The sequence below is a fragment of the Mesorhizobium sp. M2E.F.Ca.ET.219.01.1.1 genome, from assembly GCF_004016445.2.
Lineage (GTDB): Bacteria > Pseudomonadota > Alphaproteobacteria > Rhizobiales > Rhizobiaceae > Mesorhizobium.
Genome location: NZ_SADT02000166.1, coordinates 1 through 326 on the forward strand (window position 1 = coordinate 1; position 326 = coordinate 326).

General features: G+C 71.5%; 1 pseudogene. It reads left to right on the forward strand.

The features are described from left to right. Positions 1-326, forward strand: a pseudogene (locus tag EN862_RS35365) (hypothetical protein); the annotation flags it as partial.

The window sequence follows — 326 nt, forward strand, 5'->3', positions numbered from 1 at the left end:
GGCGCGTCGCCTGATGACCGCGACATCGCCGATGTCACGGTGGTTCGGCGCGGCCTTGCCGTTGCCGCGCCGGATGTCTTCCTGCGCACCGGCATCGAGCCGCTCGACGACGCCCTCGGCGGCGGCCTGCCGAAGGCGGCGCTGAGCAAGATCCATGGCGTCGAGACCCGCGAAGCCGGAGCCGTCGCCGGCTTTGCCCTGTCGCTTGCCGGCCTGATCCTGACGCGGCAGCCGGGACTGCCGGTGCTGTGGGTCGGCACCTCGGAAATCTTCCGCGAGGCCGGCTTCCCCTATGCCGGCGGACTTCGGAGCCTGTTCGGCATCGC